The organism is Micrococcus sp. KRD026 (genome assembly GCF_017168445.1).
GTDB lineage: Bacteria > Actinomycetota > Actinomycetes > Actinomycetales > Micrococcaceae > Micrococcus > Micrococcus luteus.
Genome location: NZ_JABFBA010000063.1, coordinates 18,917 through 28,109, shown reverse-complemented (window position 1 = coordinate 28,109; position 9,193 = coordinate 18,917). Strand labels below are relative to the sequence as shown.

Sequence of the window (9,193 nt, the reverse complement as noted above, 5' to 3'; positions counted from 1 at the left end):
GCTCGTCTCCTCCCACGTGCTCGCCGGGCTCGAGGAGATGTCCGACCGCGCCGTGTTCCTCCATGAGGGCGCCACGGTGGCCACCCAGGAGTTCCGCGCCACCGACGACCTCGCCCGCCCGAGGAGGACCCGTGGGACTCGCTGCCCGCGTTCGACCCGGACGCGGAGCAGGACGACTCGGCCGGCCCCGAGGGCTGGACCCCGCCGGCCCGCGACGCCGAGGAGCGGCCCGTCGGCGCCGCCGGCTGGGACGGCCCCGTGCCGTCGGTCGAGGACTGGGGGGCGCCGCCGCAGGCCGCCCCGGCCCCCGGCGGCGCCGCGCCGGACGCCGGCCAGGACTCCCCGGTCCGGCCCGACGCCCCGGCCCCCGACGAGAGCGAGCCGAGCGCCGAGGAGGTCCGTCGGGCCTACGACCCGGGGCCGCTGGTCCGCGAGGAGGAGCACTCGATCCCCGTGTTCGCCCGTCCGGAGGCGGAGCTGCGCGCGGAGTTCGCGAAGCGCTTCGGCGCGACCCGTCCCGCCGGCTTCGACGACGGCGCGGGCGGAGCCGCGGACGGTGACTCCGCCCGGCCTGCCACGCCGTCACCCGCCCCGGATGACGACGCGGCGGCCACGGAGCGACGCGATCTCCACCCGGCCGCCTCGGGCGCCGGCCCGTCCTCGGACGAGCAGCGGCGCCCAACGGGCGCGCCCACGGCCGACGAGACCCCCGATCCGGGCGTGCCCGCCGACGACGCGGACGCCACGCCGCGTGCGGCTGCCGGCCCGACCGGTTCGGACTTCCCGGGCTCGGGCCACCCGGCGAGCATGTACCCGCGGCTCATGGAGCGGCTCCGGGCCGGAGGGCCCCTCGAGCCTCCGGTGAACGCGGGCTCGGGCGGCGGCAGCGGGACGGGCGGCGGCCCCGGCGCTCCCGGCGGCCCCGGCCCGGACGCCACGCCGGGCTCCCCCGCCGGGGGTCGGCCGAGCGCGGCCTCGCTCGGGGCGCGCCCCGCCGACGTCGAGCCTGCCGGGGGAGCCTCGGCGCCGCCCTCGTTGGACGCGCGGGCCGCGGCCATCCGCGCCGCCCGCGAGGCCGCCCAGGGTCGCGGCCCGGCCCGGCCCGCCGACACCGGCCCCGCCGCCCCGGCGACGTCCGGGGTGGGGTGGGAGGACGAGGTCGCCAGCGACGACGACGTCCCGCTCGAGGACTCGGGCCTCGTGGGCCGAGCCGTCGTCGAACGGGTGCTCGGCGGCCGTCTGCTCGAGGAACGCCCCAACGACGCCTGAGGCGAACGCGCCCGTACGCCGTCCGGGGCCGCGGGCATGATGGACGCGGCGCCGGACCACGGCGCCGCGTCGGGGCGCACGGACCACGAGACGCACCATCGGACGAGGGAGACGGATGTACCAGGGCGCGGTGCAGGACCTGATCGACGAGCTCGGCCGCCTGCCGGGCATCGGGCCGAAGTCCGCCCAGCGCATCGCCTTCCACATGCTGGAGGCGGACCGGGAGGACATGCTGCGGCTGGCGGACGCCATCCGCACGGTCAAGGACAGGGTGCGGCTGTGCTCGGTCTGCTTCAACGTGTCCGAGGACGAGGTGTGCTCGCTCTGCCGGGATGAGCGCCGGGACCGCTCCCAGATCTGCGTGGTCGAGGAGTCGCAGGACGTCATGGCCATGGAGCGCACCCGCGCCTTCCAGGGCCGCTACCACGTGCTCGGCGGCGCCATCAATCCGATCGCCGGCATCGGCCCCGAGCAGCTGCACGTCCGCGAGCTGCTCACCCGGCTGCAGGACGAGGCCGTGCAGGAGGTCATCCTCGCCACGGATCCCAACCTCGAGGGCGAGGCCACGGCCACCTACCTCGGCCGGCTCCTCGGCGCCACGGGCATCCGCGTCACGCGCCTGGCCTCCGGTCTGCCCGTCGGCGGGGACCTCGAGTACGCGGACGAGGTCACCCTCGGCCGCGCCTTCGAGGGACGTCGTCTGATCAGCGGCTGACACCGGCCGGCGTCGAGCAGGCCCCGCCCGACGCCGGCCCGGCTCAGGCCACGCGCGTGCCGGCGGGCAGCCGCCCGGCCGGGGTGTCCAGGCGACGGTGGCCCCACCAGCCCAGCCCGGCCACCAGCACACCCTGCATCGCCAGACCGAGCGGCCACACCGGCCAGGTGCCCTGCCGATCCGGCACGCCGGTGCTGTCGAGACCGCGCAGCTCGCCGTCGAGGCACTCGACGTCCCGGACGGGGTCTCGCTGGGTCCAGCGCAGCCCCACGGACAGCAGGTTGAGCGGCCCGGGCTCCGCCCGGGTCCCGTCCTCGACGAGCCCACCCTCCCAGGGGGAGGCATCCGCGAGCACGGCGTACGGGTTCGCCGCGAGCAGCCATCCGCTGCGCCGCGGGTCGGGGATCGTCCGGGTGGTCACCGGGCCGACGCACCGGTCGGCGATCCCGTCGTACAGCTCCGGGTGCGCCGCCTCCCACTCGGCCCAGGCCTGCTCCGCCTCCTCCGGGGTCATCTTCTCGAGCTCCGCCTCGGTGAACGGCTCCGCCGTCATGGAGCCGTACTCGGCGTCGTTGGCCCGCACCTCGGTCTGCAGGAACTGCAGGGACAGCCCGAAGGCCACCAGGGTGCCGATCGTCAGCGCCGCCACGATCAGGTACGTCACCACGACGGCGAACAGCGTGCGCCCGGCGATCGCCGAGACGGCCACGCCGATCCCCGCGATCATGCCGAACTCCACGAGGATCATCACGAGCCCCACCAGCACGGCCCACGGGGACACGCGCCCCACCACGGCCGCGACCGCGAGCCACGGCAGCGCGGCCGCGAGGAACGCGGCGGAGGCGATCCACGCGGCCAGCCACTTGCCCGCCATCAGGTGCCCGGTCCGCAGCAGCGTGACCTGGGTGATGGCCAACGTGCCGCCGGCACGGTCGCCCGAGATCGCGTTGGCCGCCAGGGCGGGCGAGACCAGCAGCGAGAGGGTGAGGACGAAGAGCAGGACGCCGTCGAAGAGCGTCCGCCCCAGGGCGCGCATCTGCTGCTCCGCCAGCTCCGGCTCCAGGCCGGACGCCTCCATCTCCGCCACGCCCAGGCCGCGCAGCCCGAGGGCGCCGAGGGTCACCGCCCCCACCACCACGAAGAAGACGCCCAACAGCACGTACCAGCCGCGCGAGCGCAGCCGCTGACGCAGTTCCATGCCCACCACGGTGGCCACGGCCTGGGCCGCGCCGAGGCGTCCCCCCGGCTGCGGCTGCGGCGGGCGGCGGTCATGGATCGAGGTCGCGACGGCGGTGCTCACGGCCGGTCTCCTTCGGTGCGGGGGCCCTCCAGATGGAGGCCCAGGTAGGCGTTCTCGAGGCGGGAGCCCTCCGGGGCGAAGTGGCTGACGAGCACACCCTCGCGCACGAGGTCCGCGAGCAGCGCGGCCGCGGCGGCCTCACCCCGCAGCTGCACCACGACGCCGTCCCGGCGCTGGCCCGCGCCGGCGCCGGTGGCCGCGGTGACGGTCAGGCCGCGGGTCTCGAGGGCGCGGACGAGGGTGTCCCGGGCCGTCGGGTCGGGTCCGGCGATCCGGTAGGGGCGGGCGAGGTCGTCGGTGGCGCGGAACTCCTGGGTGGCCACCGTGGCGCCCTCATGGAGGAACACGGCGCGGTCGGACATCTCCTCGAGCTCGGCGAGCACGTGGGAGGAGACGAGCACGGCGGTGCCGGCTGCGGCCATGGCGCGCAGGTCGTCCCGCAGCCGGATGCGGGCGGCCGGGTCGAGGCCGTTGGCGGGTTCGTCCAGGAGCAGGACGGAGGGCCGGTGCACGGTGGCCCGAGCCAGGGACAGGCGCTGCTGCTGGCCGCGGGAGAGCACGCGGGCGGGCCGGTGGGCGAACTCCGTGAGCTCGACCCACGCGAGCTGCTCGTCCGCGCGCGCTGACGCCTCCGCCTTCCCCATGCCGTAGAGCCGGCCCAGGCTGGCGAGGATGTCGTGGCAGGTCAGCTCCTCCCACACGCCCAGGGTGTCGGGCATCCAGCCGAGCCGCCGCCGGGCCTCGACGGGCTCGCGCACCGCGTCCACCCCGGCCACGGACACGGCGCCGGCGTCCGGGCGCAGCAGGGTGGCCAAGATGAGCAGGAGCGTGGTCTTGCCCGAGCCGTTCGGGCCGACGAGGGCCGTCACGGAGCCGGCGGGCACGGTGAGGGAGACGTCCCGCACCGCATGGACGGCGCCGAACGAGCGGGCGAGGCCGTGGGCCACGATCCCGTCGTGGGCGGCCGCCCCCAGGACGGGTGCGGCGGGCGGGGGTGCTGGAGCGGTCATGGCCCCATCCTTGCCGGGCCGTGCACGGACGCGGATCCACCCGGGGGATGATCCCGGCGCCGATCCGAGCCCGACCGGGGTCGCAGGCGGGGTCGCAGGCGGGGCCGCGGGCGCCGTCGTCCTGACCGGCCGCGGGCGCCGGGTCCAGCATCCGGAACAGGGGTTCACCTGGCGGACTCGCGCGGGTGCGCGCCCCTAGACTTGGCCCGAACCGACCCTCGATCCCGTCCGGAGCGACCCATGAGTCTCATCGTCCAGAAGTTCGGCGGCTCCTCCGTGGCCGACGCCGCCGGCATCCAGCGCGTGGCCCGCCGCGTCGCGGACACGGTCCGGGCCGGGAACCGCGTGTGCGTCGTGGTCTCAGCCATGGGCGACACCACGGACGAGCTGCTCGACCTCGCCGCCGAGCTCACGCAGGACGCGCCCGCACGCGAGATGGACATCCTGCTCTCGGCCGGCGAGCGCATCTCCATGTCCCTGCTGGCGATGGCGATCCACGCCGAGGGCGTCGAGGCCCGCTCCTACACCGGCTCCCAGGCCGGCATGCTGACGGACACCTCGTACGGCCGGGCCCGGATCGTCAAGGTCAACCCCCACCGCGTGCAGGAGGCCCTCGACGCCGGCCGCGTGGCCATCGTGGCCGGGTTCCAGGGCATGAGCCCCGAGTCCAAGGACATCACCACCATGGGCCGCGGCGGCTCGGACACCACGGCCGTCGCCCTCGCCGCCGCGCTCGGCGCGGACGTGTGCGAGATCTACACGGACGTGGACGGCGTCTACTCGGCCGACCCGCGCGTCGTGCCGACCGCCCGCAAGCTCACCGAGCTCTCCTCCGAGGAGACCCTCGAGATGGCGGCCTCCGGATCCAAGGTGCTGCACCTGCGCTCCGTGGAGTACGCGCGCCGCTTCGGCGTGCCGCTGCACGTGCGCTCCTCCTTCTCCGACCACGAGGGCACCTGGATCCTGCCCGACCCGAACGACACCATCACCCTTCAGGAAGGCGCTCCCATGGAACAGCCCATCGTCTCCGGCGTCGCCCACGACCGCTCCGAGGGCAAGGTCACGATCGTCGGCGTCCCCGACGTGCCCGGCAAGGCCGCCGAGATCTTCCGCGTGATCGCCGTGTCCAACGTGAACATCGACATGATCGTGCAGAACATCTCCCGCGAGGGCTCGGGTCGCACGGACATCTCCTTCACCCTGCCGATCGTGGAGGGCAAGGACGCCATGGCCGCCCTGCGCGCCGCCCAGGACCGGATCGGCTTCCAGGACATCGTCTCGGACCCGGAGATCGGCAAGCTCTCGCTGATCGGCGCGGGCATGCGCTCCAACCCGGGCGTCTCCGCCACCTTCTTCAAGGCGCTCGCCGACGCCGGCGTGAACGTGGACCTCATCTCCACTTCGGAGATCCGCATCTCCGTGGTCACCGCCGAGGACAAGCTCGACGACGCCGTCCGCGCCGTGCACGCCGCCTTCGGCCTCGACGCCGAGGAGGAGGCCACGGTCTACGGCGGCACCGGCCGCTGACGCCGCACCCGCCGCTGCCCCACCCACCAACGACGCCGGCCCCGCACCTTCAGCGTGAAGGTGCGGGGCCGGCGTCGTGCGGGCGGTTCCTCCCGTTCCGTCAGCGAGGACGGAGGGGGTCGGCGGTCACGGGACCTGGACGGTCACGTCGGTCGTGATGCCCGCGTCCCAGGTGACGAGGCCCTTCCAGGTGCCCGAGGTCAGGCCGGACCAGGAGAGGGTCGCCTCGGTGGCCTTGCCCGAGGTCACGGGCACCGGGTTCGGGGAGACCGTGAGGTTGCCCGCGTCCTCGCGCAGCTTGAGCGTCTCGAGGGTGCCGGTGTCCTTGCCGCCGTTGGCCGCGTACAGGTGGCCGACCACGGTGTAGGCGCCCGGGGCGGGGTCGGCGATCGTCAGCGTCTCGGACTCGTCCGCGGTCGCCCGGGAGAACTGCTTGCCCTCGGGGGTGATCACGTACAGGTCCCAGTCGGCGCCGGCGGCGCCCGCGTTGATCGAGGCCACCAGGGACTGGGTGCCCTCCTCCACGGTCACCGTGGACACGGCCAGTGCGCTGGACTCGAGCGAGTTGCTCGCGGTGGCGGCGGCCACGGTGGAGTCCACCTTGCCCAGGCCCAGGACCTGCGGGGTCAGCTCACCGGTCACGCCGGGGGTGATCTCCACGTCGGCGGAGCCGGTGGCGCCGGAGCCCTCGACGGCGGAGGTGACGGTCGCGGACTTCGCCTTCACGGTGACCGGGGAGGTCACCTCCGGGACGGCCTTGCCCTTGGCGGTGGTCCAGGACATGGAGCCGTGGGTCCAGGTGTTCACGGCGGCGTCGGTGCGGGTGACGGTCAGCTCGACGTCGGCGGACTGGCCGGCCTTCAGGTCCAGCACGGCCGGGGAGGCGGTCACCTCGAAGCCGGGCACGTTCGCAGAGAACCGCCAGCGGCCGTTCTCCAGGGCGGTCACGGTGCGGGTCACGGTGGCCGAGCCGACGACGTCGGGGATCGCCAGGGACGGGACGTTCACGTCACGGCCGGCGATGTCGCCGCGCAGCAGCGCGTCCCACTGCTCCTTGCCGGAGTCGTAGACCAGGCCCGGACGGGCGGCGGCGGCCGGATCGGCGGAGCCGGCACCCGTGGCGAAGTTGTCCGTGTTCACGGTGCCGTCGGCGTTGTACACGTCGCCGGCGGTGGTCATGAGGGCGGACTTCACGGCCATCGGGGACCAGGCCGGGTACTTGCCGATCAGCAGCGTGGCCATGCCGGCCAGGTTCGGCGAGGCCATGGACGTGCCGGACATCAGGCCGAACGTGTTGCCGTGGTAGTCGGGGTCCAGCGGGGAGACGCCGGCGATCACGTTCACACCGGGGGCGGCGAGGTCGGGCTTCAGGAGCTCCTGGTTCACGGCGTTGGCCGGCCCGCGGGAGGAGAAGCCGGCGATCTGGGGCAGCGGGTCCTCCGGCAGGCCGGTGGTGTCGCCCGGGACGATCGTGGCGGTGAGGTCGGAGGACTTCACCTTCTCGATCACGCCGTTGTCGTTCATGTGCACGGTCGGCACCGCGTGGATGTCCGCGTCCAGCGAGCCGGACGGGGTGTTCACGAGGATCATGCCGACGCCGCCGGCCTCCTCCACCACCTGCGACTTCTCGGTGCGGGCGTTCCCGCCGCGCTCGCAGAGCACGATCTTGCCGGCGGCCTCCTCGGTGAGCCCGCCGGGCAGGCAGAGACGCGCGGCCTCGGCGTCGCCGGCGGCGACCTCGGACGCATGGATGACCTCGGCCGGGCCCACGCCGGTGCGGGCCGAGGAGGCACCGCGGAGCTGCGTGCCGTCGGAGAACTGCACGGTGGCGGTGAGCTCGTTGGAGAACGTCTCCGCGGCCACGGTGGTCAGCCACGGGGAGCCGTGGTTCACGGTGTTCGGGCCGGGGCCGGAGTTGCCGCCGGAGGCGGCCACGAAGATGCCGGCCTCGGCGGCGGACTTGAAGGCCATGGCCACCGGGTCCACGATCGAGGTGTTGGAGCCGGAGATCGAGTAGTTCAGCACGTCCACGTTGTTCTCGATGGCCTGCTCGACGGCGGCCACGGAGGCGGAGGTGTAGCAGCCGCCGGTGTCCGGGTCGGTGTCCTCCCAGCAGATCTTGTAGGAGATCAGGTTCGCGGCGGGGGCCACGCCCGCGCCCTCGCCGAAGGAGTCGCCGTCGATGGTCTGCTCCACCCCGGTGTTGCCGAGGATGGTGGTGGCCACGTGGGTGCCGTGGGAGAACACGCCGAGCGGGGAGATGCGCTCCTCCGGGGCCCGCTCGTCCACCGGGACGAAGCGCTCGAAGTCGTCGGAGAAGGCGTAGGCGCCGATCAGCTTGGAGTCGCACGACGAGGCCGGGAAGTCCGGGCCGGTCTCGCACTCGGCCGTGGCGGTGGTGCCGTCCGCCTTGAGCACGGCGATCTGGCCGTCCGCGGTGCGGTACGGCACGCCGACCTTGGCCTTGCCCTTGAGCGGCTGGACGGGCTGGCCGTCGATGAACGGGTTGTCCGGGTGGATGCCGGAGTCGATGACGCCGACCACCACGCCCTTGCCCGCGTTCTCGGCCTTGCCGTACACGGACTTCCAGGTGCCCTTCTTGCCGGGCAGGCCGAGGAACTCGGTGGAGCTGTAGTCCGGGGCCACCTGCTCGTCCGGTGCGACGCCGAGCACGGCCGGGTCCTTCGCGATCGCCTGGGCCTCCTCGGCGGTCAGCTCGGCGACGAACGCGTTCACGGCCCGCTGGAAGGAGATCTCGGCCTTGGCGCCGTGGGCCTTCGCGACCTTCGCCTGCTGGCGCTGGAGCTTGGCCTCGTAGTTCTTCACGCGCGGGTGCGAGGGGTCGAACTTCGCCTTCGGGGCCGCGCCCGGAACGGCGCCGGCCTCGGGGGCGGTCACCGACGGCTGGTCCTTCAGGACCACGAAGTAGCGGCCGTCCTCGAACTGCTGCTGGACCTGCACCTCGCCCTGCGGGCTGGAGACGGTGCTGCCGTCGGGCAGTTCGACGGCGGTGGCCGACACCGCGAGCGCGGGAGCGGCCACGAGGCTCGCGCCGGCGACGGCCGCGGCCAGGGCCCGGCGGCGCCGGGCAGGGGTGGGGTTCTGAGGCATTGCCTCCGCCTTTCTCATCAAGGTCCGCCCAGCTCTCGCCCGTGGCACGCCGGCGGGGATGGCGCCGGGGGACGGGGAGATCGACACCCATGTGATGAGCGCCACAGCGAGACACATGCAATCTACCGTCCGGTAGGGCGTTTGACCAGATCTTTGTCAGGCAACGTCCAGGACCGTCGAATAGGGGCCGCCGGGGCGCGCTCCCCGCGTCGGCATCACGTGGGCCCGCTCGCTCGTGAGGGGCGCCACGGGGGAGGATGG

At 74.2% G+C, this 9,193-nt stretch carries 6 protein-coding genes; 3 read left to right on the top strand and 3 right to left on the bottom strand.

The features are described 5' to 3' along the window. The first annotated feature begins 258 nt into the window (after nucleotides 1-258). Both J1M40_RS12195 and recR read left to right on the top strand, forming a co-directional pair. Nucleotides 259-1,269, top strand: a complete 1,011-nt coding sequence (locus J1M40_RS12195) for a hypothetical protein (protein ID WP_241252253.1) — start codon at nucleotides 259-261, stop codon at nucleotides 1,267-1,269. A gap of 115 nt (nucleotides 1,270-1,384) precedes the next feature. Continuing rightward, nucleotides 1,385-1,984 (top strand): recombination mediator RecR, encoded by a 600-nt coding sequence (recR, locus tag J1M40_RS12190; protein ID WP_002856659.1) that lies wholly within the window; start codon nucleotides 1,385-1,387, stop codon nucleotides 1,982-1,984. Nucleotides 1,985-2,027: 43 nt separating this feature from the next. Here the strand turns inward: recR and J1M40_RS12185 are convergent, their stop codons facing one another. Together J1M40_RS12185 and J1M40_RS12180 are read right to left on the bottom strand one after the other, a co-directional pair. After that, a complete protein-coding gene (locus J1M40_RS12185) occupies nucleotides 2,028-3,284 on the bottom strand; it encodes an ABC transporter permease (protein WP_101965629.1) in 1,257 nt (418 codons plus the stop codon). Then, entirely contained in the window at nucleotides 3,281-4,294 is a 1,014-nt protein-coding gene (locus tag J1M40_RS12180) for an ABC transporter ATP-binding protein (protein WP_101965630.1), read from the bottom strand. The genes J1M40_RS12185 and J1M40_RS12180 overlap by 4 nt, the downstream gene beginning before the upstream one ends. Before the next feature lie 240 nt (nucleotides 4,295-4,534). Between J1M40_RS12180 and J1M40_RS12175 the strand changes: the two genes are divergently transcribed. Further along, nucleotides 4,535-5,821 carry an aspartate kinase gene (locus J1M40_RS12175; protein WP_063190141.1) on the top strand — a complete coding sequence of 429 codons (1,287 nt, stop codon included), beginning with the start codon at nucleotides 4,535-4,537 and terminating at the stop codon, nucleotides 5,819-5,821. Nucleotides 5,822-5,947: 126 nt separating this feature from the next. Here the strand turns inward: J1M40_RS12175 and J1M40_RS12170 are convergent, their stop codons facing one another. Then, the gene (locus J1M40_RS12170; RefSeq protein WP_063190142.1) at nucleotides 5,948-8,932 is read right to left on the bottom strand and encodes a S8 family serine peptidase; all 2,985 of its coding nucleotides are present in this window, start codon (nucleotides 8,930-8,932) and stop codon (nucleotides 5,948-5,950) included. Between the last annotated feature and the right edge of the window lie 261 nt (nucleotides 8,933-9,193).